This is a genomic window from Candidatus Marimicrobium litorale (assembly GCF_026262645.1).
GTDB classification, from domain to species: Bacteria; Pseudomonadota; Gammaproteobacteria; order Pseudomonadales; family Halieaceae; genus Marimicrobium; species Marimicrobium litorale.
The window spans coordinates 3,527,751-3,553,105 of record NZ_SHNO01000001.1 but is presented as its reverse complement, the minus strand read 5'-3'; the positions used below and the strand labels follow the sequence as shown (position 1 = coordinate 3,553,105).

At 51.4% G+C, this 25,355-nt stretch carries 21 protein-coding genes and 2 pseudogenes; 14 read left to right on the top strand and 9 right to left on the bottom strand.

The features are described 5' to 3' along the window. Nucleotides 1-4: 4 nt before the first annotated feature. From EYC82_RS15870 to EYC82_RS18180, 4 genes and pseudogenes are all read right to left on the bottom strand, one after another. Entirely contained in the window at nucleotides 5-733 is a 729-nt protein-coding gene (locus EYC82_RS15870; RefSeq protein ID WP_279250524.1) for an amino acid ABC transporter ATP-binding protein, read from the bottom strand. Between the two features lie 47 nt (nucleotides 734-780). After that, nucleotides 781-1,434, bottom strand: a complete 654-nt coding sequence (locus EYC82_RS15865) for an amino acid ABC transporter permease (RefSeq protein ID WP_279250523.1) — start codon at nucleotides 1,432-1,434, stop codon at nucleotides 781-783. Nucleotides 1,435-1,440: 6 nt separating this feature from the next. After that, nucleotides 1,441-2,193, bottom strand: a complete 753-nt coding sequence (locus EYC82_RS15860) for a transporter substrate-binding domain-containing protein (protein ID WP_279250522.1) — start codon at nucleotides 2,191-2,193, stop codon at nucleotides 1,441-1,443. Nucleotides 2,194-2,457: 264 nt separating this feature from the next. Next, a pseudogene (locus EYC82_RS18180) lies at nucleotides 2,458-3,101 on the bottom strand (IS6 family transposase). Between the two features lie 258 nt (nucleotides 3,102-3,359). Here EYC82_RS18180 and EYC82_RS15850 point away from each other — a divergent pair. After that, entirely contained in the window at nucleotides 3,360-4,943 is a 1,584-nt protein-coding gene (locus EYC82_RS15850) for a choice-of-anchor tandem repeat GloVer-containing protein (RefSeq protein ID WP_279250520.1), read from the top strand. Nucleotides 4,944-5,363: 420 nt separating this feature from the next. Then, a complete protein-coding gene (locus tag EYC82_RS15845) occupies nucleotides 5,364-6,131 on the top strand; it encodes a hypothetical protein (RefSeq protein WP_279250519.1) in 768 nt (255 codons plus the stop codon). A 200-nt stretch (nucleotides 6,132-6,331) separates the two neighbouring features. Here the strand turns inward: EYC82_RS15845 and EYC82_RS15840 are convergent, their stop codons facing one another. Further along, a complete protein-coding gene (locus EYC82_RS15840) occupies nucleotides 6,332-6,739 on the bottom strand; it encodes a hypothetical protein (RefSeq protein ID WP_279250518.1) in 408 nt (135 codons plus the stop codon). A 779-nt stretch (nucleotides 6,740-7,518) separates the two neighbouring features. Here EYC82_RS15840 and EYC82_RS15835 point away from each other — a divergent pair. Next, a complete protein-coding gene (locus tag EYC82_RS15835) occupies nucleotides 7,519-8,400 on the top strand; it encodes a GGDEF domain-containing protein (RefSeq protein ID WP_279250517.1) in 882 nt (293 codons plus the stop codon). Nucleotides 8,401-8,516: 116 nt separating this feature from the next. Here EYC82_RS15835 and EYC82_RS15830 read toward each other — a convergent pair whose 3' ends face one another. Further along, nucleotides 8,517-9,413 carry a LysR family transcriptional regulator gene (locus tag EYC82_RS15830; RefSeq protein WP_279250516.1) on the bottom strand — a complete coding sequence of 299 codons (897 nt, stop codon included), beginning with the start codon at nucleotides 9,411-9,413 and terminating at the stop codon, nucleotides 8,517-8,519. Between the two features lie 209 nt (nucleotides 9,414-9,622). Between EYC82_RS15830 and EYC82_RS15825 the strand changes: the two genes are divergently transcribed. Further along, nucleotides 9,623-10,954: a thrombospondin type 3 repeat-containing protein gene (locus EYC82_RS15825; RefSeq protein ID WP_279250515.1), complete on the top strand. Its 1,332-nt coding sequence runs from the start codon at nucleotides 9,623-9,625 to the stop codon at nucleotides 10,952-10,954. Between the two features lie 368 nt (nucleotides 10,955-11,322). Here EYC82_RS15825 and EYC82_RS15820 read toward each other — a convergent pair whose 3' ends face one another. Beyond that, nucleotides 11,323-12,489: an epoxide hydrolase family protein gene (locus EYC82_RS15820; protein ID WP_279250514.1), complete on the bottom strand. Its 1,167-nt coding sequence runs from the start codon at nucleotides 12,487-12,489 to the stop codon at nucleotides 11,323-11,325. Between the two features lie 182 nt (nucleotides 12,490-12,671). Continuing rightward, nucleotides 12,672-12,875 (bottom strand): annotated as a pseudogene (locus tag EYC82_RS18175) (IS6 family transposase); the annotation flags it as partial. Between the two features lie 397 nt (nucleotides 12,876-13,272). On the opposite strand from EYC82_RS18175, the gene EYC82_RS15815 reads away from it, so the two are divergent. Further along, nucleotides 13,273-13,617: a DUF3127 domain-containing protein gene (locus tag EYC82_RS15815; protein WP_279250513.1), complete on the top strand. Its 345-nt coding sequence runs from the start codon at nucleotides 13,273-13,275 to the stop codon at nucleotides 13,615-13,617. A gap of 353 nt (nucleotides 13,618-13,970) precedes the next feature. Then, on the top strand, nucleotides 13,971-14,984 hold the full coding sequence (locus EYC82_RS15810) for an alpha/beta fold hydrolase (RefSeq protein WP_279250512.1): 1,014 nt from the start codon (nucleotides 13,971-13,973) through the stop codon (nucleotides 14,982-14,984). A gap of 129 nt (nucleotides 14,985-15,113) precedes the next feature. Here EYC82_RS15810 and EYC82_RS15805 read toward each other — a convergent pair whose 3' ends face one another. Continuing rightward, on the bottom strand, nucleotides 15,114-16,046 hold the full coding sequence (locus EYC82_RS15805) for an O-fucosyltransferase family protein (protein ID WP_279250511.1): 933 nt from the start codon (nucleotides 16,044-16,046) through the stop codon (nucleotides 15,114-15,116). Between the two features lie 152 nt (nucleotides 16,047-16,198). Here EYC82_RS15805 and EYC82_RS15800 point away from each other — a divergent pair, with 152 nt between their 5' ends. The 8 genes from EYC82_RS15800 to EYC82_RS15765 all read left to right on the top strand — a co-directional run bounded on the left by EYC82_RS15800 (nucleotide 16,199) and on the right by EYC82_RS15765 (nucleotide 25,355). Continuing rightward, nucleotides 16,199-17,170 carry a glycosyltransferase family 2 protein gene (locus EYC82_RS15800; RefSeq protein ID WP_279250510.1) on the top strand — a complete coding sequence of 324 codons (972 nt, stop codon included), beginning with the start codon at nucleotides 16,199-16,201 and terminating at the stop codon, nucleotides 17,168-17,170. 3 nt (nucleotides 17,171-17,173) lie between these two features. Next, a complete protein-coding gene (locus EYC82_RS15795; RefSeq protein ID WP_279250509.1) occupies nucleotides 17,174-17,926 on the top strand; it encodes a DUF6817 domain-containing protein in 753 nt (250 codons plus the stop codon). A 702-nt stretch (nucleotides 17,927-18,628) separates the two neighbouring features. Next, entirely contained in the window at nucleotides 18,629-20,044 is a 1,416-nt protein-coding gene (locus EYC82_RS15790) for an undecaprenyl-phosphate glucose phosphotransferase (RefSeq protein WP_279250508.1), read from the top strand. Next, nucleotides 20,034-20,945 (top strand): sulfotransferase family protein, encoded by a 912-nt coding sequence (locus tag EYC82_RS15785; RefSeq protein WP_279250507.1) that lies wholly within the window; start codon nucleotides 20,034-20,036, stop codon nucleotides 20,943-20,945. Before EYC82_RS15790 ends, EYC82_RS15785 begins: the two co-directional genes overlap by 11 nt. Continuing rightward, on the top strand, nucleotides 20,933-21,715 hold the full coding sequence (locus EYC82_RS15780) for a WecB/TagA/CpsF family glycosyltransferase (RefSeq protein WP_279250506.1): 783 nt from the start codon (nucleotides 20,933-20,935) through the stop codon (nucleotides 21,713-21,715). The genes EYC82_RS15785 and EYC82_RS15780 overlap by 13 nt, the downstream gene beginning before the upstream one ends. Continuing rightward, complete coding sequence (locus EYC82_RS15775; protein WP_279250505.1) at nucleotides 21,712-23,079, top strand: O-antigen ligase family protein; 1,368 nt, start codon at nucleotides 21,712-21,714, stop codon at nucleotides 23,077-23,079. The genes EYC82_RS15780 and EYC82_RS15775 overlap by 4 nt, the downstream gene beginning before the upstream one ends. Next, complete coding sequence (locus EYC82_RS15770) at nucleotides 23,072-24,457, top strand: lipopolysaccharide biosynthesis protein (protein ID WP_279250504.1); 1,386 nt, start codon at nucleotides 23,072-23,074, stop codon at nucleotides 24,455-24,457. The genes EYC82_RS15775 and EYC82_RS15770 overlap by 8 nt, the downstream gene beginning before the upstream one ends. Then, nucleotides 24,450-25,355 carry a sulfotransferase domain-containing protein gene (locus EYC82_RS15765; RefSeq protein WP_279250503.1) on the top strand — a complete coding sequence of 302 codons (906 nt, stop codon included), beginning with the start codon at nucleotides 24,450-24,452 and terminating at the stop codon, nucleotides 25,353-25,355. Before EYC82_RS15770 ends, EYC82_RS15765 begins: the two co-directional genes overlap by 8 nt.

The following is a 25,355-nucleotide window of genomic DNA, read 5'->3' as shown; positions in this document are numbered from 1 at the left end:
AGATTCAGGCCTTCCTGCCGAAAAAGTCTCGGACCCTGGCATCCGAATGACCATTCGATAAATATTCAAAACTGGCTTCAGCGACAACCCGGCCCTGGTCAAGAAAAGTCACCTCGTTAGACAGGTACTGACCAAGCTCAAGATCGTGCGTAACACACAAAATGGTAACATTGTCGGTATTCAGTGTCTGAATCAACGCACCAACTTCTCGAGACATGATTGGATCAAGTGCTGATGTCGGCTCGTCAAAAACAATAACAGCAGGATTCATCGCCAGCGCCCGCGCAATAGCGACACGTTGCTTCTGGCCACCCGATATCTGCGAAGGGTATTTATGGCTATGAGACGTCATTCCAAGGCCGGCCAACTCTGCCATCGCCTTTACATCCGCTTCTGCACGACTCATGCCTTGCAGTTTACGCAGCGCCAGCGTTACGTTATCGAGCACCGAGAGATGTCGGTACAAGGCAAACTGTTGAAAAACAAAGCCGATTTGTTGTCGCAGTTGCCTGACATCAACATCGGAAGATGTAATATCTTCGCCAAGAAAATGGATACTGCCAGAGGTCGGCTCAACCAACCGATTCAGGCATCGCAACAACGTCGATTTACCGCAGCCTGATGGACCCATGATGACCTTGATTTCGCCTTCTGCGAGATCAAGATCAACCCCGTCCAGGGCTCTCAGACCATCATACTGCTTGACCAGGTCACGGATTCTAATGACAGACATAGATGCTCCTCACGCTGAAGTCCGCTCATTAATGCGCGGCCAAGCCCTCATGACGGCGCCATGCCTGGTATGCGAAAGTACCTCTCGATCGCTTCAAGTCCGGCGAGCAAGATACGATAAATAATAAAATAAAGAATACCGGCAGCAAGATAAATCTCGATACCCTGATTGGTTGTTCCCACAAGCGCCATTGCCTGCTTTGTTATCTCAGGGATGCCGACGGTGTAGGCAAAGGGGGAATATTTAAGCACTGTTGTAAATTCATTGACCATGCCTGGCATCGCCAGTCTCAACATCTGCGGCATCTCAATATAAATAAATACTTGCAACCTGTTCATGCCAGATGCGTGTGCAGCAAGCACCTCATTGCTGTCAATGGAATGTAGTGCGCCTCGAAAAACCTCAGCAATATAAGCCCCGGCAATCACTCCAAGGCTCAGCATCATAGCGATCATCGGTGAGACTCTGAAACCGAATTCAGACAGTCCGAAATAGACAATGAAAAGCAATACCAGCATCGGTATTGCGCGAAACACATAGGTAAAAATATCAAGTACTAGATTAAGGAGGGTTGATTCAAACTTTCGCAGGCCAACCGTTACAAGACCGATCAGGACTGCTGTCAGATTACATGCCAGTGTTACCAGAACTGTATAGGCGACCCCTTGCCCAAGCACGGACAGTATCTGCGCAAAATCCATCCGTGCTTACTTCATCCACTTGTCAATAATCGCTTGAATTTTTTCCGGACCGAGCTCATCGAGATATGTGTTGAAGTCATTCCGGAGAGCAGAGTCCTTGGCAAAGGCGAAACCCAACTGATCGAAGCCGGTAAATACATAGTCACTCTCGATTGGTGTCTTAATTTTATAAATATAGTTATTCAGAACCGGCTCTTCGATAAATGCAATATCGAGATTACCGTTTTCCAGATCTGTCACAACTTCATTATAGGAGGGATAGAGCTTGACCATGCTGACTGAATAGTAGCCTTTGGGTTCGAGTTCGGTTCTGATCAATCCTTCGTAGGCCATACCGCGAGGGTAACCAATAGAGTACTGCTTCAATTCAGACAGGTCGCTGATCGTGATATCACGACTTTCAAGACTGACAAGATGCCACGCATTGTCATAGTAGGGAGTCGAGAAATCCATCGCTTTCTCACGCTTGGCGGTAATCGAAATGCCAGAGAATGCGACATCGGCCTGACCACTGGAAACCGCACCCAGCATTCCCTGCCAATCGTACGACGTGATCTGCATGGTCAGTCCTCTGGAGTCTGCGTAACCTTGAAAAATCTCCAGGTCAACGCCTTGATATTCACCGTTCTTTTCAAACAACATGGGCGGGGACGCCGGCGATACCGCGACCCTGATGACATCGACGCCTGCCTTATCTGAACAACCTGATACGATGGCAGCGATGATTGTCAGCAGTCCCGCATATATAATTTTTTTCACTCACTTAATCCTCATATTTCTATCGCATTGCGTTCACTGATAAGACATAAACTAATGTTAAAAATTCGCTCACATCGTCCATCAGGCAACACCGCTTCATGACGTGGAAAACATAAGTCTGCCGCATCACACACCGACTGACAAGCGACAGCCTGGCGTTGATAGGTACTGACGGATTCACTTATGCAGAGGACTGCAATCTCCATTCTCCAATCAGGCAACCAGTCTATTCCACTCCTAACACGCACGACACCTTAGATCACGCTAGTGCTGAGCCCTGCCCGGGTGGCTGCCAAGATTGAACAGGTTGTGGGCAGCGGCGCAGGCAATGACGAACCGCTGAGCCTGCCTCATCCACTTGAACCACCGCTTCCGCCCCTTCCTTAGCCTGGTCGCCTCATGAGACTGCTTAATCTGATTGTTCCAATACCTAATGCTTGGATCACCCGGGGTATTAGTTCTCGGTGGCGGACTCCATAGCGATGTAACTTGTCCGTCACGATCTTCCCGGGCTCGACTCCATGAGATCGCAGTAAACACCTGAGAAGTCGCTTCGCTGCAACCCCATCCCGCCTGCATTGGAGATATACAACAATCACTCCACCATCTTAATCCACTGCTCGCCATAGGTGATATCGCTTGCCGTCGATCTAAATGGTACGGCACACCGGCGAAGACCTCATCGGTGTGGAGCGTATTACCATGGTCCCGGCGCTTTCTTTTCAAAAAAAGGGTATAGATTGCTCCGAACTTGATGCTCCAGAGGCAGATGGATTAGCGTGTAACGATGATACCCCGCTCTGCGAGCAGGTCTTCGATATCTCAGTGGCTCGGGCTGCATCTGTAGCAGAGCTCGGCAGCATTACTAATGATATCGGGTGGAAAACTAAACGTTTATAAGTGTTCATGGGGCGATTCTATCAATTTTTCGCGTTTAACTTGCCAGCACGCTCTGTCGGTTTCATGGTGGTTCAGAGCTATATAGTAGTTAATTATTCATAATATTTATCACAGCAATCTGGCCGGGTTACTTCTTCACCAGCGATGACGAGATTAAACTTAGGTTTAGTTCAGCTTAAACGCCATAGCTGTATCGCTACCGTTCAGAAAGGGTTAGATTAATGAAGGCATCACAGTAAATTAATAAAGCGGAGGCAGGGCAATACATGGTTGAAACAATTACCGATCCAATGCGTCTGACCTTCGATCGAAACCGCCTTGCCTCGAGGTCGGCATTTTCGGCGCACAAGGCCGGTATGACATTGCGCAGTTTATCGTGCGTATGCCCGTTTTTCCTCTGCCTCCTTGTCGCTGGCTGCAGCGATAGCTCCTCAGACAATCCAGAGCCACTTTACTACTCTGTCGGGGGCACTATTTCCGACGCACAAGCGCCAGTCAAAGTGATTTTTAACGGGTTTTCCTTTGTGGGTGCGCCAACAGAGACCACCAAGATCCTGAGTGTTGCCGACGGAACATTTAAATTTACTGGTTCTGCTCGAAATGCTGAGGTATTTGAAAGCGGCGCCAATTATCAAATTTCGATTGTGGCCCCCCCGCCCGGACAAGTGTGCACAGTGACCAATTCCGCAGGCGTTATTGGCACAGAAGATGTCACGAACATTACAATCACTTGCGATATTTCGCCGCTGTCAACAATCACTGCATTCAAAGGCGGCGAGGATGGCGGCTACCCTGATTCTGGCTTGGACTACGGCTCAGACGGACGCACGTTCGGTGTGACAACCTACGGGGGACGCTACGGTATGGGAACCATCTACCGTTACGATCCCGCCAGCGACAGTAGCGATGTAATTCATGATTTTGCAGGAGGAGAAGCTGACGGCGCAAACCCGGCCTCCGGGCTTACGCTCGCCTGTGACGGTCTTTTTTACGCGACCACTACAAAAGGAGGTGCTCACGATGCAGGTACCTTCCTCAGATTCACCCAGGACGGCTCCGTTACGGTGCTGCATTCCTTCGGCGGCGGCTTCGATGGCGAATTACCCCAGGGACACACGATCGACACGCGTAATTGCCCGAATCCGTCTCCCCAATTCTATGGCACTACGACCAACGGCGGAATACATGGCAAAGGGACGGTGTACACGATATCGGCGTCAGGAGAGGAGTCTGTGTTGCACTCTTTTGGCGAGAATCCAGCGGGCGGTCTGAACCCCACTGCGGGCCTGTCGCGATCACCCGATAATCATTTCTACGGAACCACTTACCTGGGCGGTGAATACGGTCGTGGTACGTTTTTTCGAATTACGACGGACGGTGATTATACGGTGATTCATTCCTTCGGCAACGAAGCGGATGGCGCCTTTCCGAACACGAAGGTCCGGAGCAGGGATGATGGGAGTTTTTATGGCACAACGGAGGCTGGTGGAAAATATGGCAAAGGCTCTGTCTTCAAGATCGGTGCAGATCGATCGGAAAGCGTCTTTTACTCTTTTGGCGCTGACGGGCAAAGCGATGGCCAAGTGCCTGCGTCCCGCCTTCGCTTCCTTGACGATGGCAGCATTTATGGCGTGACCTATCTTGGCGGCGACTACGCCAATGGCTCTCTTTACAAAATTAGCCCGGAGGGCGTTGGTGGTGTTTTGTATTCCTTCACAGCCTCAGAGAATGATGGAAGACTGCCCAATTCCAGCCTTCTTGTTGGCGAAGATGGATTTGCGTATGGCACGACCACTGGCGGCGGCGAATATGGATACGGCACGATTTTTCGCATCGATTTCACTCAATAATACTCATGGGCGCTGTCACAGGGAGACGGGATGTTTGTGTTAGAAAAAGCTGTTCTTGGGGTAGTATTTTTGGCGGGCATGCTGCTCGGATACCCTGCAGAGGTGCAGGCTCAGCAGTCAACCGCCTGTACGCCCGTCGTGTACGTCTTCCGCCATGCTGAGGATCATGGCGGTCTCGAGGACGTTGGTCCACCGTGGGGTTTACTCACCTGGATTGGTCAGAGACATGCGCAGCTTTACCCTGACATGGTGGCAGATTTTGCTGCAACATCCGGCCACTGCCCTCTAACGCGCGTCTATGCATCCAGCCCATCATTAACGGGTCAAAACGAGCTCAATGGCGCTACAAACGCTTTCTGTACGGCACGCCCCCTGGCTCAGTTGGGAACGGCAGATTCGCAAAAGCAGGCGCACCCCCCCTTGATCCTGGACGTAGATGTATCAATTTGTAGTATAAAAGAAAGCTTTCCGCCGATTCCGAGGCCCGATAATAAAGAGGCTCTTACGAGGGCATCTACTGACCCGATCATTTATCTTTGTGGCACGCCCGATCAGCCTTCACAGAACTGCCAGAATAATCCTGCTCAGCTCGATGAATACCTCGGGGCGGGGAAAGGCAAGGGCGATTTTGGGCGTCAGGGCCCAAACCCGACATCCGATATCGCGACACTCCTTCGACGTAAGCTGAAAAAAGATGCTGCGGCAGGCGAATCGTCTGCAATATTCTGGACGAGCCAGGGCCTTTACACGCTCGGCACCGCGATCCTTGACGCGCCATCGCGCATACCTCAGAAGTATAAAGATCAATTTTTCGATTATAATTGGGACTATGAACCCATATATTGGGAAACACCGCCGCGTAACGCCGCCTATATTTTTGAATATTCGAACGGTGCGTTTACAGAAAGTACTACTACATTTGCGCAGGCATTTAATTTCAAGAGTACTAAACAGCAGTTTTGCACGACTGTGCAACCGTCAGACTCATCCAAAATCGGGGGAAATATCTGCGAAAACGCGTCTCAGTGCACCCCCCCTCTCATTCCATCAAGTATGACAGAGGGCAACTGCGAATACCCCAAAGGATGTTTACTAAGACTCTCTGGATCAATCATTTCATGCGATGGTGTCAATGAAAACGGTATCGCGAGTTGCCTACGCGCTGCTACCTGTGACTTACCAAATTAACGCGCAGTGACAGATGTACACCACAGACTGTTTAGGTAAGAGTCAGTTTACGGCTGCGATCACCGGCAGACTAGGGTGTAGCAGTACTGACAAATTAGTGCTGAAAAGCTAAGTTGTCGTTGTCGCTCATCCAGCGATTCTATCAAGTTACTGCGGTTAACCTGGCAGCGCCCATTAGCCAATCCAAACGGAGACCCGGATTAATACCACATGGGCCGAGGCCAAGCACCCCAGGCATTCCAGTTCATTTCGCTTGCCTGCGCCGCTTCCGCCGTGGCTCGCTGCTCATTTACCATGTTCTGTTGTATCGAAAGGCGCTGATACGCTTGATAATTTGCCTCTGAGCCGACGTAGACGCACTTGCAGCTAGTCGCATCTGCGTAAACAAAAACGGTCCTTCCATCCATTGTCGTGGGCACAATTTTTCGTTCAGTCATCGTTTTAAGACGGGCCATCTTTTCTGGTGTGTCGGCAAGCTTCATTTGAAAGCCCGCTGCGGAGAGTCGTCTCTCTGTATCCATCGCCGATTGATTTGCGATAGAGGCGCAACCGGTAATTGCGACGGCAACCGCTGCAGCGCCCAATGTTTTTGCCAGATTGTTGTCCATGATATTGTCCTGTTACATATCTTGCGGGAGTTTTCAGTATAGGACAAAAACAGCAGGTTGAGATTAGATTTTTTAAATGATATGCCTGAGCTAACTCGTAATTTTCTCGAAAAACCGCCGATCAAGCTAACAATGTGGTCGGCGCATGGCCACGCAATGCAAAAATATCGATCCCATCATTATTTAGCTTGGGCCGTCATACAACCCCCTCGTAATATCTTGGTGACTCAAATTAAAGTGGCGGTAAGGCCAAACAGCGCAAGAAGTGCTATCTTGAGGACATCGCTGACGCTTGTACGCTAATGAAAAATTAAAATCTTCGCTCGTCAAGTGGCAAGCGACGGTGAATGATTCAGCGAAATCGAGCCAAAAGTGGGTGCTGATGACGCATTCTGATGAACAAAACCCTTTATGTGGCGAGTCAGCCCATAATTCTAAGTTAACTTGTCAGAAACCCCTGATGGGCTCCATCTCCATCAAGCTTTGATAACGATATAAAAAGACTGCAAGACACACGCAGCTGGAAGAGGCCACTGGACTTGAATACGCCGAACAATAGGAGCATCAGTTCGCAGTTGGGGTCGCCCTCGAGTGCGCGAACTATTGATCAAGATTCAGCATCTCGAATGCTCCTGACCATTATCGCCACTGCCTGCTTCTTGGCCGCAGTAGTCGTTATATCTGGTTTAGTTGGTTTTGGAACAAACATTTCCTTACAATTTGCCTCCGGATGGCTGGTATTTCTCAGCGCAGTTCTCCTCACGTGGCCACACCTCTCCGTGAATAAGCGAGGGGTTATTGCATTGTTGATTCTAGCGTCACTCATTGCCCGGTGGAGCTATTCATGGCTAATCGCACCACCACGCGAAGCAATGATTGGTATTCTTATTGTGTTGCTCTACACACCCGTATTGATTGTCATCACGACACTCATGTTTTCAGGGAAAGCAGTATTCATTGGCATACTGGTAGGCGTGGCCCTGGGCACCATTAGTTTTTTTGGCACTAGCAGGGAAGTCCTCGCGCCGCTGTATTTAAACGACTGGCGTATTGCGCCGCTTATCCTGTGTGTTTACGCGTTATTCGCTTGGTTACTCAAGCGCTGGGTCAATGAGAGATACGCGCTCGAGCTTTCAGCACAGCGAGAGCAGCAGCTGACTCTAGAGAGTAATACAGACCAATTGACCGGACTCGCTAATCGGCGAGCCTGTGACGCGCGGTTTCAGCAGCTAGATGCTGGCCCACGCAAATATGCCATCATCATGCTTGACCTAGATCATTTTAAGCAAGTGAACGACACCCACGGACATAATGAAGGGGACAGAGTTTTAAGGCGAGTTGTAAGTCTTTTAATCGGTAAACTGCGCCCCAACGACTTTATCGCACGATGGGGCGGTGAGGAGTTTTTAGTCATCCTGGAGAGTATTTCCAGTACCGACGCAAAAGCCGTCAGTGACGCACTGTGTCAGGGGATTGAAGACGGCACCGCGAACGATACTATTCCCATTACCGTAAGCCTCGGACTCGCACTCAGCGCTAACGGCCAGACCGCAATGGCTACCCTCAAAAGCGCCGATGACGCTTTGTATGCCGCAAAAACTGCGGGCCGCAATAGAGTCAGGATAGCGTTTCAATCAGAAAAGGAACCGTCACTGGCCTAAGCGATATTGGCGCCTCGCTGCGATATATTTTTGAAGTGCTTTTACCAGTACCTGCCGGCTGTGAGTCGGTGGTGTTCGTAAATACTAATCGCCCGATCATCAAAGTTCAGGCGAGTTTACTTGGCGATGCCCTTGGCGAGAATATCTATAAAATTCTGAGCCGCCGGCGAGCGCGAGCGCTTGCTTATTTCAATAATTCCAAGTTCAGTGTTCAAGGCTGGGTGCGAGAAATCGAGTTCTACAAGCGTGCCTTGTCGAAGTTCATCCTCACAATTATACGGCCCAGAAACGAGCAGGGAATCGGAGCACATCAGCACACTGATAAGTGTTGGAAAATCGCTACAAATAATCTGTGGCCCTGCTGCCTCGGGGGAAGCCTTTTTCGATGAACTCAATAGGTCGTGCGATGGGCCAACCTGTGCAGGCGCTGCTATTGGATACTGGACAATCTGCTCAAAACTGAGCTTTTTTTGTGACTGCAGTGGGTGCCCTTTGCGAGCCATCACCGACAGAGGGAGAACGGTGATGACTTCTTTATGGATCTCTCTGGTTTGTTCGAAACTGCTGACCCCGATGAGAAGGAAATCGAGATTGCGCTTCTTAAGTTCACTGACGAGGTCTTCGTGTTTCCCCTCGCTAATCTTAATCCGGATCTTGGGGTGTCGAGATACAAACTCCGGGAGCGAAGTTCGCAAAACCAACTCCCTGACGCCTCCGCCGACTCCGATGTTTAGTTCCCCGACCTCGATATTCTGATGCAGGCGAGCGGCGCGCTGAATATCCTCGACATCAATGACGACCTGCTGACATTGCTCGATGATTTCGAGACAGAAGGGGGTTGCTTGCATGCCCCCGCTGTGACGGTCAAATAGTTTCACATCCAACAGGTTCTCCAGGGTATTCAGACTCCGGGTCAATGCAGGCTGGGTGAGGCCAAGGACATCCGCTGCCTTGTGCATGTTGCCATGCTCGGCGACAGCGGTGAGGTGAACGAGCTGTTTTAGGCTGACCATAGCAATTCTGCCTGATAATATTTAGTTATCGGAAATGATAATAAAGAATTATACTTTATCTTTGGTGCAGACTACCATTGTCTACGGTTCGGTTGGCTGTAGTGCTGGTCGAACCGCTTGTGAAGGCGAATCTTACTGTAGTTACGGCTCCTCCATTACTAGCCCGCAACAGCAAAAATGCCTACGCACATTACGAAAGGACCAAAAACATGTACGGAATCGTAAAGAAACTCTCAGCTCTTTCACTCTTACTCGGTGTTGCACTTAACGCCTCACCACTTTATGCACAAGTGGACCGCACCGCCGACCAGATCACACTGGTGGAAACCAGAACAGTCAGTTTGAATAGCAATGCTTCCTGGGAGCTCAACTTCTATCGCAACGAGGCCTACACCTGCGGCCTGTCAGGCAACTACACGTTCTTCGTGATGGAGCCCGCCAATAACCCCGGTGCCGAAGCGCCACTGTGGGCTTATCTGCACGGCGGCGGCTACGGTTGGTTTGACGAAAATCAGGTTTACCAAGCGGTTAAGACCCAGACCCAGAATACCTTTAATAATGAGGAATCCTTTGATGACCTGATTGATAACCACCTTGTGTACAATACGATGCGCAACGGCGAGGTGATGGATTCCACGCTCACACGGCGGATACAGGAGGGATACCGAGTGCTGCTGGTATCCATGTGTGACCACGATAATTATTCCGGAAGGGGCACGCCCTACCCCAACAACCCGAACCCGAATGGCGGAGAGAGACAGGTAAACGGCTTGCAGGCTACCATGGCTGCCCTGGACTATACCGTCGCCAATTACCCGACAACACATGCCTTCGCGCATGGCACCAGTGCCGGTTCGCTTGGCGTGTTTTCCATGTCCCAAGGCTATGCAGAAGAAGGCGCCTACCTGACGGCGATTGTGGCCGACTCGTGGGCATTTACTCCCCCCAGGATATTCGACGTGTTTAATGCCTTGGTCGGCGTACCGGGTTATGTGTTTAATGAGGGGGCCGACCTTGAGAACGATGGCATGGCTAAAATCGGTTATGACTACTTGGGCCTGGGCATCTACCCTGAGGCGGTCATCGAGGGCGGCTTCGTCGAGGTACCGAGCATGTACATTATCGGCGAGAAGGATCCGGCTTGCGGGGGCTACCGCAATGGCATACTAGAGGCAATTCCGCAGGCCGCAGCCGCGGGGTTGAGTAATTGCGCCTGGCAGTATGATGACTTGCGTGATGCGATTGCTAACCAACCCGACAGTCCTCATATTTTTGATCTCTCTTCCACCGGCGATCACGTTGAAACCAATAGAGAAAACCCCGTTAACAACAGGGTAGACAACTTCATCACCGCTGTGCTGGCAACCAACCCGCCACAACATTTCGGTGATGCCGACGACGATGGTATTCCCGACTACGTGGACAACTGTCGCGGCATAGCCAACCCCGACCAGGCGCCGTCGGTGCAAGACCCCCAGTGTGGTGCGGCTTGTGTGGTAAATGCCTGTGGCGCGCCGAGCTGTTCCAACCCCAGCCTGTAGCGTAAGCGTTCTACTGCGTGACAATGCATCACAATCAACACGATCAGTAACAAAACACCCGGTAAACATAAACGCCGTGCCAGCCGCCGCAATGATCTAAACGCATTGCCGATCTGGCCCTGATGGCGCTATACGGTGAACCGGCCACGTTAACTTATTTTTGCTCGAAAAGTGATGACCTCGAACAAATAATTTAGTGGAGTGAGCCAAAATTCGGTGCCGATAACGAAGTTATGGTTGCCTGAACGTTGTTTTTGTAGCTCCAACCCATAGGCCCATGACGTCACGTTAGCTTGTTAGTATCGTTCATTTGCCGATTCTAGCCAATTCATCGGTTTAACTTGGCAGTACGATTTGCCTGATTATCGTCAGCGCACAACGTTGGCGGCGAAGGTGCGAATCTCGTCTACAAATTCCGCGGGGCGTTCCAGCGCCGCGAAATGCCCACCCTTTTCGAACGTGTTCCACTGCACGATATCGCTGTAAACGTTGTCGCACCACAGCCGCGGGAACAACATTAACTCCTTGGGAAAGCGCGCCACTCCGGTGGGTACAGCGACGGGGGCTTCAAGAAACTTCAGTCTGGGGTTCTGTGTTACCTCGTAGTACAGTCGCGTTGAAGAGCAAATGCTTTGCGTGAACCAATAAATGGAAATATTGGTGAGCAGATCATCCTTATCGAGAACCGACTCGATATCGCCATCGCAATCCATCCAGCTATGAAATTTTTCTGTAATCCAGGCGCAGAGCCCGGCCGGTGAATCATTGAGGCCTACGCCCAGAGTTTGTGGCTTGGTTCCCTGAATTTTCTGATAGCCGGTTTCCATCTGCTCAAAGTGTGCCATGGTTGCCAGATCAGCAATCTCCGAAGCAGATAAGCCCTCGTTGGGATCGGCGGTCGTGGGGAACCCAAAAGGCATATTGAGATGGATGCCGTAAAGGTGCTCCGCATCGATACAACCGATATTGGACGTGATAAGCGCACCCCAGTCGCCACCCTGTGCTATGTACTTTGAGTACCCCAAGCGCGCCATGAGTTGGGCAAATGCTTCGCCAATCGCCAGCGTATCTATCTGTTCTGTCGTTGTGGTGCCGGAAAAACCGTAACCCGGCAGTGACGGGCAGACAACATGGAACGCATTATCGGCGGTTCCACCATGCGCCTCGGGGTTCACGAGCGGGTCAATGACGTGCAGAAACTCTACAAAGGTCCCCGGCCAACCATGGCTAATTAGCAGCGGCGTCGCGTCTGCATGTTTTGACTCAACATGCACGAAATGAATATCGGTTCCCGCAATTTCCGTCCTAAACTGAGGAAAACGATTGAGTCGTGTCTCGTGTTTGCGCCAATCGTATTCGTTGCGCCAATAGTCACAAAGAGACCGGATGTATTCAGTCTTTGCACCGTAGCGCCAATCGGTTCCCGGTATTTGATCGGGCCAGCGCGTGAAAGCGAGTCGGCGCTTTAGGTCATCGATCTCAGCGTCGGAGATGTCGATGGTGAACTCTGTAATAGGCGCACTGTTTTTCTGCATTTATTGTCTTACCGATAATACGTGGGCAGTAGATAGTACAGGGGATGATACCTAACCTTCCAGTGTTGGGTTTGGGAAGGCGCTCGCTACCAGAGATACGGCCACAGTCCTATTTTTTGTAATAGGTAATTAAATACTGACCTGTTAAGTGTCTGTTTCGATGGGATTTCAACCTCGAGAGATCAGGCCTCCACCCCACTCCAATCGCAGAGCGCACTGATGCTGAGGTTCCGATAATGTCGCGCAATGACGGGGTGTCAGCTGAGATTGAATAGATTCTGAAATGCAGCATGGGCAGTCACGAATCTCTGAGCCTGCCTGATAGATTTGAACCTTCGCATCTCCCACACCCTCACTGTGGTCGCCTCGAGCGATCGTTCGGCCCTCGTCCGACACTTCGGGAGTGCGGTAGTTCGATCTGTGCAATCGCCTGGAATTCCACGACTTCGTGCACTCACCCTCCCCCAACATCACAGATCGCTTTCGGCACACATTCGAACTTGGCTCCTCTCCCCGACTCGGCTGAATAAATTCGCCACACTTTTTCAACGACCTGCCCTCACAGGCCTGTATACTCTCAACTTATATTCAGCGGTCGAAGACGGGCGGTCGCTGTCACTGGTGTTTTTCTGCACCCAACACATTGTTTATTTTTATAGGCTTTCTACGCAAGAGAGCATCCGACTATTGGCAGAGGTTCAACAATAGAAGTGGAGGGGTGCACGAAACGCCTCCCATCGTCCATTCTTGAACGGCGTGAATCATTTATCAAGGGAGAATCCCATGGCCTATGAGCTAACGGGTAAGATCAAGCTCATTCAGGAACCCAAGACCTTCGACAGCGGTTTCACCAAACGTGAGATGGTAGTCATCGTGGAAGACGGTAAGTACCCCCAAGAAATTAATCTGGAATTCGTCCAGGATAAGGCTGCCTTGTTGGACGCCCTCGAGCCAGAGCAGGAAATCACCGTGAGCTTTGACATCCGTGGCCGCGAATACAATGGCAGGTATTACAACAATCTCCAAGGCTGGAAAGTAGTCACCGGGGGCGATGAAACGGCACCTCCGGCAGAGGAGCCGTCTTTTCCGACACCCTCTGATTTTGAGGATGATGACATTCCGTTCTAGAGAGTCTCGTTTGTGGATCGGCGTAAGGCACCCTCAACCAGTGTGCCACGCGAGACATTGCCTCATTTCGCCGGAGGGGAGTCCGCGAGTTCACAGCGCAACCAGCAGGGACGCCATTGAACAATGGATGGTACAAGTTTCTGTATGCTTCTACTCAGGCCTGCATGTAAAAGATCTGTGGAAGAACCGATACGGGCGCGATTTTGAGCTGATTAAGGATGATTTAGCCACATCATTGCGGCAAATAGCCTATTGGCGCGAGTGGTTTTCTTTCCATTATCTCTTTTATCTTACCTATACTTGGCCCCACACCAGATATTTGTTCCAGCAAGAGATGATGAGAGCGGGGAGTTATGGCAACAATTCGTAAAGTCGGCCTGTCTATGCAGTACTACATGCGCCGCACATTACCGGTGCTGGTGGCGGTCGCAACATTCCTCACGGCATGCTCCGACACCAATGATGGCGACGAATCCGGTCTGGCTCCGGCGTTATGGGGAGAGATTCGCCAGATTGAGATCACGGTCGACGAGCTTGTGTTTGACGCAATAGCCGCGGGCCCTGCCACTGGCGAGCCCGTAATGCTACTGCATGGCTTTCCTTCGACATCCCACCAGTTTGAACACCAGGTGCGCGCCCTTGGAGCCGCGGGCTACTATGCCGTGGCACCGGACCAGCGAGGCTACTCGCCCCGTGCCAGGCCAGCCACGATCGAGCAGTACAGCGTGCAGTACCTGGTGGAAGACGTGATTGCAATGGCGGATCAACTGGGTTTTGAGCGTTTTCATCTCGTAGGTCACGACTGGGGGGCGAACGTAACCTGGGCGGTTGGGGGCAACCATCCCGAAAGGCTGATCAGTTTAAACCCCATATCCGTACCTCACCCGCTGGCCTTCGCCCAGGCGTTGCTGGACAACAACTCGGATCAGGCGCAACGCTCCAGCTATATTGAATTCTTCCAGACCCCGAATTCACAGGACTTGCTGCTGGCAAACGATGCGCAATTGCTGCGTGCAATTTACAGCGGGGTTGATGAGGAGGATATAGCGGTCTATCTGGCAGCTTTGGGCACGCCTGACGCGTTGTCGGCAGCTCTGAATTGGTATCGTGCCCTGACTTTTGGATCGTCGTTGGTTGTTAGCCAGATAGACTTGCCCACCATGTTTATCTGGAGTGACGAAGATGCGGCACTGGGCCCTGACGGTGCTATGTTAACGGCAAATTTTGTTGACGGCCCCTATGAGTTCGAAATCCTGGAAGGCGTGAATCACTGGGTTACAGATATCGCTCCGGAAGCGGTAAGTCGGTTGCTGCTGAAGCATATCAATACATACAGTGAGCGAAGTGATTACCCTGGTGGGGACTGACAAAATAACTCAAGGTCATAGGCTGGAGCCACGAAGCCCACTGAGCGTTAGTAGCCTACGTTATACCCTTTGAGTATTCGTGTTTTGCGCAAAAATGGCGGCACTTGGCAGTCCCGTCGGGTACGGGGATCATCGTAGAAAAAGCAGTTTCCTAAGTGCTTGTGCCGCCAATTGTCGAATCGAGCTCGCTATGCGTTTCTTGCGCAGTTGGTCCCGCGAGGCCAGAACATCCCTGAGTGTGTAGTCTCTTTCCAGATATGGAACATCCTCGACGTAGTGGTAGCGGTCTTCGTCGTCCACCCGCAGATCACGCAGGGTCGCTGCGGAATGGTCCGTGCGTTCGTTTTGACCCATGAGCGGACAGTAAATTTCGCTCGCCGAGGACAGAAAGCCAGCCCACCAGGCGAAGCCACTGTTCGACTGTATGATGCGATTGAAGCCAAGCATGAAACGAAAATCTTCCGCCGGCGTGCCCTGAACATAGATAGGAGAAAATGGCTCCAGCGCCTCCCGCACTTCCTCACTAATACCGCATCCGCAAACAAACAAACGCTCAAATTCCAATCGCTGCAGCAGATCTGAGTAAAAACTGAGGCTCATAGCCAGATCAAAAACCACCATATCGCCCCAGCGTATGTGGGCCAAAAGATCACCTGGCTGAATCTCGTAATGGCCGCTGAATACCGGCATATCGAACCAGCGGCGTATCCTCGCTTTGTACGGGCGCAGCAGCGTATAGTTTTGAAAATAGCCACGAATTTCCAGTCGTCGGGGCGATTTGTCAGCGAAAATAGCGGCTAAATCAAGGTGAAAGCCATCAAATGCAGTGTTGGATTCGTGGGCGGCATAGTCCACTGGCTCTGCATAGCGGTCACCGACGATACTGAGCGGTGCGTCTGTACAATGGGAAAGCAACTCATCCAGCTCCTGCGCATTAACGCCCCCTTTTCCCTTGGAATGACTGACTTCCAGCTGGAACCCCAGCTCTTCGGCGATAAGCCTGGCGATTACGTATTGGTAAAGGTTGTCGGCTATAAAGCCATTCATCTGCAAGTGCACCATGAACGTGCCCACTCCTGTATTCTCATTTTCTTCTTACAAGCACCCTAGCACACCCATTAAACTAGAAGCCCTCATGTCCAATTTGAGTGCACGCTTATACAGAATTTGATACCTTGATGTTTGGCCGCCGCCTCCGCAAAAACTGGACAGCTATGAAGCAGGCAGACGACATCAAGGTAACAATCTGTATCACTCCACGCGAGCGATTCAGCACTGCCCTCTCCTCGCTGCGCAATATCATAGCCAACACCGAATTTCCTTATCATCTCGTCTACATCGATGCCAATTCTCCCGCCCATATTGGGCAATCTATCGCCGCTACGTGTGCAGAGTACGGTTTCGACTACATAAGAATTGATGAATATCTGCCTCCAAATCGCGCTCGAAATCGCGCGCTTTCTATTGCCAATACGCCTTACGTTGTGTTTGCCGACAACGATTTATATGTAGATAAAGGGTGGCTTCCACCACTGATCGACTGTGCCGAAGCAACGGGCGCATGGGCAGTGGGACCCATTATTCTTGAAGGCATCGCGGCGCTTCGCGTCATTCATATGGCCGGAGGCGACTTTACAGAAATAGAACTGGAAGACGGGAGTGTCAAAGTGGCGCAACGTCACCGCTACATGATGTCACCACTGCGTAGCATTCGAAAGAAGCTAAAGCGTGAGCCAGTTGGCGCCTTCGAGTTTCACTGCGTTTTATTGCGCACAAGCGCCTTTGAGCAACGTGAATTTCTGAACAACAACCTCTTATCGCTTGGTGAGCATCTCGATTTAGCTCGCGACATCCGTTTAGCTGGTGGCGATGTTTACTTTGAGCCGCGTTCAATCGTACGTTATGACACCGCGACGGCCTTTGATGACATGGATCGAAAATTTTTCGAACTGCGATGGAGTGAGGAGTGGTCCAACCGCTCACTTGAAGAAATGCGCAAAAAATGGGTACTGAGACCAGACGACGAATCGCTTCAACGAATGGCGCGATGGACAGCAAAACATCGCCAACTATTCAGCCAATCTCAGAAATCGTGGCTAAGAAAAAACCTGCCAGTGGTCGGTAGGCGATGGGTTAGCACAATGCTACGTGAGCGTGGCCTTCTCCGCGCTCAAGTCCCGCGTTAATGTATGACATTTGACTACGCGCAGACAAATTTACAATTAGTTCGTCAAATGCGGGCTCTGAGCTATCTCGAGTCGGATATCGCTCGCGTTGAGCGCGCTTATCAAACTGCAATTCCAATGTTCTCGGGCCTGCACCGTGGCTCCGGAAAGCCCTTTATTTGCCATCTTATAGGTACAGCAAGCATACTTGCTTCGCACCACTGTCCCGTGGATATGATTTTGGCTGGACTGATGCACGCCGCTTACACACAGGGAGACTTCGGTTTTCATTCAGGGCAAAAAGGCTCGCGCAGGCAACGCCAATTCTTAACCGATCACATCGGTGAGCAGGCGGAAAAGCTGGTCTATCTCTATGCGCGACTAGACTGGAAGGCGCACCACATACATACCTATGTGGAGGATTGGCACCGACTGCCAGTCGAACAAAAAACAACCATTCGCATTAGATTGGCAAACGAGCGGGAAGATTTCCTTGATAACGGCATGATCGCCGAGCGTAATACGAAGGCAGATCAGATAGCCAAACTGGGTATGCAGGCGAAAATCCTCACTCTCGCCGAACGCGCCGATTGGCCAGAATTGGCCTCAGATTTGAAAAATGAATTCGAGCAGTTTAATCAAGCCCTCTTAAATGTAAAGTGGGCAGATTCAAGCGGTTTTTCAGCTTTGTATCTACCACCAACTGCCAAGAGACGATTGCTTCCGCGGCTGGAAAAAGCGCTTGTTCGTCGAATACGAAAACAGCAATCTGCATGAACATGCAATAAATCTGTGGTAACTGACAACGCTAAAGCAAGGCAATCGAGCACTATCGCCGCCCCTATGCAGAGCATACTTGCTAGGGGCGGGAAGATTACATCCTCTATTTGCTGTGCGCAGCGGAACATACCCCCGGACGGCACGAACCTGAACCTCCGCATCCCTCGATACCGCCATAGCCTCAGCCTTGGTGAGCAGAGGCCACCACACTGAACGCTGAATAGGCTAATGGCTTATCGACTGATCATAACGCCGCGCTCAGCCCAAACTTCCTCTTTATCACGGTGATTTGGATTGGCTCTATAATTGCGCCAGATAACGCAAGCGATGATATTTCGCGCCAATCGGTAGTGTTTATAGGGTTTCATCAGCCGATTTCAGCAGCTGGCGACGCTAAATTGTCCGCATCTGTCAGTGCCCACACCTGAATGCGTAGATCGGATTTTCGATCTTGAACAGTTAAATCAACACCGCTTGAATTGATAGGTGATACAATTCTGTTCTGCCGCTGCCTTGCTAAAATAACAGGCCGCCAGATTCCAAATTTCACTATGTCAATGTCAACAAGGAGGCAAGGCTAACCTTGGCAGCGAATAATGCAGAAATTTGCGAGGAAATTGCCAACAGCGCATTCGACGAGCCAGGCGCGCACCCTGTGTTTATACTATGTAATACCCCGCCGCCGTTCCTCGCTATGCCATGACGTTTAGTACCAACAACACATCATCCTCGACCAGCTCTTTCGCGGCTTTAGCTGATGGACTTCTGATAGCGTTGGCTGGCTGGCTGGCCTATTTTACGCGCTGGTCCAAATGGGACATGCCTCTAGACTACCTGTCTGTTGTGATTCTAGGTGCCGGATTAGTACTGATATTATTACCCGTAACCGGCGCATATCGCTCTTGGAGAGGCAGACTGCACTGGCGCCATACAGGCAACCTCATTCCCGGCCTGATGGCTGTCGCCGTAATCCTTATGTTCATTGGAACCTTGACCAAGTCAACCTCAGAGTTTTCGCGCTTGTGGATGGGCTACTGGTTGATCTACTCAATCATCATCCTGTTTTCATTGCGCTGGTGCGCCGCTAATCTTAGCTCCTTTTTTTCACGCGGTAACCTCGTCAACGTGAGGGTCCTGCTCGTTGGCGAGGGCGATTTTGTAGGCTCCATCATCGACAAAGCGAGGGCCGCCCAGGATATACAGCAATGGGAGTTCATCGGCCAGGTGTCATACAACTCGCTGACAGCCCCCGGAGATAATATCGATTATGGTGTGCCGGCCATGTCACCGGAGGAGATGGAAGTGCTGGTCTCACAACCGCAACCTGCAGCGGATGAAGTATGGATAGCTATGGACAATCAGACCTCAAAGCAACAGCGGGAGGTGATAGACCTGTTGCAGAGTAGCTGTCTCACAGTGCGATACATCCCCGACCTGTCGATGCTGGCACTAATAAATCATGTGCCATCAGAAGTTGCCGGGATGGTGGTGATTGATCTAAATGCCTCACCTTTAACAGGGCCTAACGCCCTTATCAAGGCTGTGCTGGACAAGCTATTCGCGCTCACAGCGCTTGCGATACTGGCGCCAGTACTGGCGTTAATTGCGCTTTTAATCAAGCGGGATTCTCGAGGGCCCGTACTCTTTCGTCAACCGCGTCACGGCGGAGACGGAAAAATTATACGGGTGTTAAAATTCCGCACCATGCACGATGATGTCCCTGCGCCTGATCATGCAAACCAAGCTCAGCGAGACGACCCCCGAATTACACGCATCGGAGCATTCCTGAGGCGAACCAGCCTCGACGAACTGCCGCAGTTTGTTAACGTATTGAAAGGTGACATGTCGGTGGTCGGACCGCGTCCACACCCCGTTGCGCTGAACAAAGCCTTTATCCGTCGTATTGACGCTTACATGCAACGTCATAGGGTTAAACCCGGCATCACCGGCTGGGCGCAAATACACGGACTGCGTGGCGAGACCGAGACATTGGAAAAAATGCAGCAGCGCGTGAAATACGACCTGTACTACATAGAACACTGGTCTATCTGGCTGGATATTAAAATCATTGCCCGCACGGTGATTGGAGGATGGGGTGGGAAGAATGCGTACTGAGAAACGCCCCAACCTGTTTCTCGTCGGCGCACAGAAAGCCGGCACCAGCGCGCTGGCCGGGTGGCTAAGCCAGCACCCGGAAGTCTGCATGGCATTCCCCAAGGAGCCGGGCTTTCTCGCCTTTGGTGAGAAGGGATACTGGTTTCCGGACGGGTATGGCCGAACAGCCCCAGCAAATGACTACGTGGTACGCAGTCACCAGGCCTATCTCGATCTGTTCGCAGACGCGACAGACAAACAGCACATCCGTGCCGATGCCAGCACCTGGTATCTTCCCACGCCTGGAATGGCCGAAAGGCTGCACGCTTACTCGCCCGATGCACGTATTATCGTGATTTTTCGCAATCCCGTTGAACGCGCTTATTCAGCTTGGTGCCATGCCAGAGCGGCTGACATCGAACCCTGCGAGACATTAGCCGAGGCCTTGAAAATCGAATCCGCACGCGGTGAAGTCGAGTTTCTGCTGCGCTACCATCGCATGGGAATGTACGCTGAGGCGCTGCAAAACTATCAGGCCGAATTTACAAGCGATAGAGTTCACGTACTTTTCTACGACGATATGCGCGAGGACCCACACTCGTTCTGGCAATCTGTCTGTGTCTTCTTAAATATCGATGCCCAGCACGAACCCCCCTTCGAACACCGTTACAATCGCTCCGGCAACCCTCGTTCTCAGCTACTGCAGGGGCTAATGCGATCGCATCGCTTGAAAAATTTTGCCCGCTCAATCTTGCCCTACCGCTTCGCTTTGAAAATTCGCGGGCACGTAGATAGGGCAAATCTGAAGCAGTTTCCACCTCTGGATGAAAAAACACGTCAGTACCTACTGGACTATTACCGAGCCGATATTGGTGCACTGGAGTTACAAACCGGCAGGAATCTGGCGGCGTGGCGCAAGTGAAGCTGTCCGCAGCGGGAGAGAGGTTTTTTGGCACCAACGTAACGCCGCGTTCCTTTGAACAGTGGATAGCGTTTTTGCGGCTAGAGCTGAAAAAAACCCAACGGAAGCGTATTACAGCCAGCCACAATCTCCACTCCATCTATCTTCGGCACAACAATCCCGATATGGCAGAGTTCTACGCCAGGGCCGATGACTGCTTCATTGACGGTATGCCTGTGCGCCGATTGTTTGAGCTGTTTTCATCGAACGCTGGTTTCAATCATCGATTTACCCTCATGGATAATCTACCACAGTTTTTGATGGCCGCGCAGAGAGAAAAGTGGCGGATTTACTACCTCGGATCTACCGAACATGTCGCGCAAAAATCGCTGGAACGGATCAGGAGAGAGTATCCGAATCTGGACATGCATCTACATCATGGCTACATCAAAGATAATGCGGCTGTGGTCGACAACATCAACAAGCACTCTCCCGATATCCTACTACTCGGTATGGGCATGCCCCTGCAAGAGCGCTGGTTGCTCGAAAATTTCGAGCAACTAGAATTTGGTTGGGTGGTACAGGCTGGTGCGACGCTGGACTACTTTACAGGAGAGCAAGCAAAGCCCCCGCGATGGCTAAGCGCAGCGGGACTGGGCTGGCTTTATCGGCTGGCGCACGACCCCCGCCGCCTGGCTCGCCGCTATCTATTTGAACCATGGTGGCTAATAGCACCTATTTACCGACACTGGCGACTTCAACGGCAGGAAAACGGAACACCTCGCACATGAATAATAGAACTGCCGCTTCAGGTGAAACCCATGTGCCGCTATGGGAATCCGTCTTCGCCGTGTTTGGTATACTTTTGTGCAGCCGAGCACTTAACAATATTTTTTCCGTCGTTCCTATGGAGGGGGAAGCGATCGCCCCAGGCGGCATAACCGCGAAACTTGTCATTTATCTAGCCTTCTACGGAATCACCGCAGTGCTTTTAATGCGCGACTGGAACGCATTTTTGCAATTGGTATCGCGACAGAAGATACTGGTTTCGCTGCTGGTACTTGCGCTGTTTTCTCCACTGTGGTCATTTGATCCAATGACATCTTTGGAGAAGGTCGTAGGACTCTTCGGCTGTACTTCATTGGGACTTTATTTGTATCTGCGTTTTCCAGCACTGAATCTACTACAGATTCTCGCAGCAGCACTTGCAATTATTTTGATGGCCAGTTTTTTTGTCGCGTTAGCCTATCCGGAGACAGGCCTGATGACAGGTGCTCACGAAGATTTATGGCGAGGTGTATTCCAGCATAAAAATCGTCTAGGCCGTTACAGTGTACTGGCGGGTGTTGTATTTGTGACGCTGGCTATTTGGCAACCTAATCAGCGGGCGCTTCTAATAGCCGGCTGCGGGTTTGCCTTGCTTCTAGTGGTGATGTCTGGTTCCAAGACATCTCTAATTTGCGGATTAATCGTGTTTTCGTGCCTGGCTTTTTACCTGTTTCGCGACGGTCGCAGGGGCTTCGCGGTCGGCGTGACCCTGTTCGCCCTAATCAGCGGAGCCTGCTTGGTAACGCAAACAGTGTACAAGATTGTACCGTCCTTCCTCATAAGCGAGCCGGCAAACTGCTTACAGAAAAAGCTCAGCGGCAGCTCCGGCGCATGTAACATTATCGAAGCCGCGAGCCTGCGCGGCCCACAAAGCCTGAAATTCAAAACAGGCCGCGGCCGAGTAGAATTGTGGGGGCACGTCTTGCACAAAGTGAAGGAGCGTCCGCTTCTAGGCTATGGCGTGGGCGGCTTCTGGAGGGGAAACAAGGAGCCCTCTAACTACATATGGGAACGAGAACCCTGGCACCCTACTCATGCTCACAATGGATTCGTCGATCTTGCCGCACAGCTGGGTTTAATCGGCGCGGTAATTTTTGGCGCCAGCGTATTTTCCCCCGCTCTATTTGCCATACGTAGCGGGCTCACCAAGGGCGCGCAAATGGAGACGATTGTGTTCGGCGCCATTCTGGGCAGCTTACTGCTGGGCAACCTAGGCGAGAGCTTTCTCCTGAAAACAAACAGCTTCACCTGGGCGCTAATGGTCGCAACTTTGCTGACCTTGTCAAGCGCAGAACGCACGACTAAAAGAGCACTAGCGCGTGAGTGAGGAAGAGAAGCTGCCGCGCAAATATCGCTACTCAACAAAGCGCTTTTTGCGACGCGGCGCAACTGCGGGCGTTATTCGCATTACTGGTCTGCTATCCATTTTCGCTTTGCAAGTGTGCATTGCGCGCGTCCTGGGTGATCCTGCGGAATATGGCGTTTACGCATGGGGGCAGTCGCTGCTTTTCATGGTCGGCATCATGGCATGCGTAGGCATCCCAATGGTGGCGAGTCGATTTGTCGCTTCACTAGCTGCCCAGCACAACCAAGCTGCTATAGGTGAAATCATTCGTAAGAGCTTGTCATTGTTGGTGCGTACAGCCGCACTGCCGGTGCTCATCGCGATTCCTGTCTGGCTGTTCTGGGACCAGCTCGTCGACAACGACATCTACCGCAGTGTCGCCACAACTGCGCTGCTTTGCGCGCCAGTGGTGACGTTCAGTTTTTTTCTGCGCGACATATCGCGGGCCCGCCAGTGGCTGGTGTTGGCGCTCCTGCCACTTCAGGTGCTTAGGCCTTGTTTGACCGGCCTTTTCGTACTCGGCGGGTGGTGGCTTTTCACCGACCCGGTGACGGGGCAGGATATATTGCTTATGGTATCCCTCAGTCTTACCTTGACCATGCTTGGACACGCAGCGATTTACTCACGATGGCACCGCGCGGGTGCCACCAGGGAAACTGAACCATTAGGCACAATCGACAAGACCATTTCCGACGAATACCACTCGAGTAAGATATTTGGTACCGCGATTCCAGTTTTCATCGGGGCTATTTCCGGCCAGGTTATGCGGTACTCAAACGTGCTACTGGTCGGGTTTTTAGCCGGCCCAGCTGCTGCGGGCGCGTATTTCGCTGCGGAACGACTGGCCAGCCTTGCTGCAATTCCAAAAACGGTTGTGAGCATGGTCAACTCCCAGTCAATCGCCGCGGCACATGCAGCGGGCAAGGAGCGGCAACTCCAACTGCTAGCCACGCAAAGTGCCCATGGCAGCCTTTGGATTACACTGGGCTTAAGTGTCTTTTTAGTTGTATTTGCCGGCCCCCTGATAGAGATGTTTGGTCGCGGCTTTTCTGAGGGCAGCCTTGTACTGATAATACTGGTTGCGAGTGGTATTATCGGCGTCAGCGCTGGGCCCGTGTCTGACATTCTAATCATGACTGGACATCAAAATCGTGTGCCCGGCGTAATGGTAGCAGCTGCAATCACCCACATAACCGCTCTGGCCTTACTGGTTCCGTCATATGGAGCTGTTGGAGCAGCAACAGCATCAGTAATCAGCACGCTGTTTAGTCAAATCTGGCTTGTCTACCTGGCGGGACACTACACGGGTATTAGTACAACAATATTGGGAAGTTTCAGGAGTAACAGCAGGCATGACTAAGAGCCAGGATGAGGGCTTACGATCCCGTCAATTAAAAAATCTAAAGCGCTCGGCTTGGCGCAACTCATCGAATTTTCTACGGCGCTTTACCTCAGGTAACGCCTCACATCATGCGCTGCCGGATTTTATTATTGCAGGCGCCATGAAATGTGGCACCACTTCGCTGTTTCATCACTTACTCAACCACCCAGGGTTTGTACCTCCGCAGCGCAAGGAAATTCACTATTTCACCAACCGCGTTAATCTGAGCCATGGGGAAAATTGGTACCGCAGTCACTTACCGACGTACAGCGAGTTACGCCAGGCCAGTGAATCACTGGGTTACCAAGCAGTGACCGGCGAGGCGACTCCTGCAATGGTCTGCAACTCATACGCAATAAATGCATCAAAGTTGGTTCCCAAGGCCCGCATTGTGATGATTCTGCGCAACCCGATTGACCGAGCCTACTCCCATTATCACCACCAGCGAAACACGTTCTTCGGCGATAACTTGTCTTTTTGGGAAGCATTGCAGGCGGAAGAAAAGCGATTGGCAAAAGGCACGGCGCTAAACATGAGCGACCCGAATAAAGTTAACCGACATTTTCGACGCTACTCTTACGCTCGGCGCGGCATGTACATCGATCAAATCGAGCATTGGTTGCGATACTTTCCGCGCGACCAAATCAAGATTATTAACCATCAGGACTTTTCCGAAAATCCGTCTGATATATTGAATAAAATCAGTCTCTTCGTAGGATTACCCGGGCATGACTTCGGTCAAACAGTGCATAAAAACAAGGGGAACTACACTGAACCTATGGACGAGCGCTGTCGCGACTATCTGACAGAACTATTCCGACCCTACAATCGGCGCCTGTATGATTTTTTAGGCGAAGACTGGAGTTGGCCCAACTAA